The 262-nt window shown below is 50.0% G+C and carries 1 protein-coding gene; it reads right to left on the bottom strand.

Features of this window, described 5'->3' with window-relative positions:
* Nucleotides 1-262, bottom strand: a 262-nt coding sequence (locus tag FS628_RS33310) for a glutamine amidotransferase-related protein (RefSeq protein ID WP_440131325.1), incomplete at both ends; no start/stop codon positions are given.

Below are 262 nucleotides of genomic sequence, written 5' to 3'. Positions count from 1 at the left end.
GAAGGTTGTACTTTAGGTTGAAGGTGGTGGGGGATAAGTTGGATCCCGTAAGAGATTGGGAAGATGGGAAGTGGAAGATGATAGATAGGGGGGTGGAGATGCGGTGCATTTTGTGGATACACAGTGGATGGCGGGGCAGAGAAAATGATTGGTGGTGGTGAGATTTGTGGGATGTTGTGTGGGGGTGTGTTATAGGGGAAAAGGTCGGTGTATACGGGGAGATGGGGAATTGTTGTGGGGATTAAGTGGTTGTATTGGGGGG

It is taken from the genome of Paenibacillus xylanexedens (assembly GCF_007676705.1).
GTDB classification, from domain to species: domain Bacteria; phylum Bacillota; class Bacilli; order Paenibacillales; family Paenibacillaceae; genus Paenibacillus; species Paenibacillus xylanexedens_C.
This window is presented reverse-complemented; position numbering and strand designations above follow the sequence as displayed.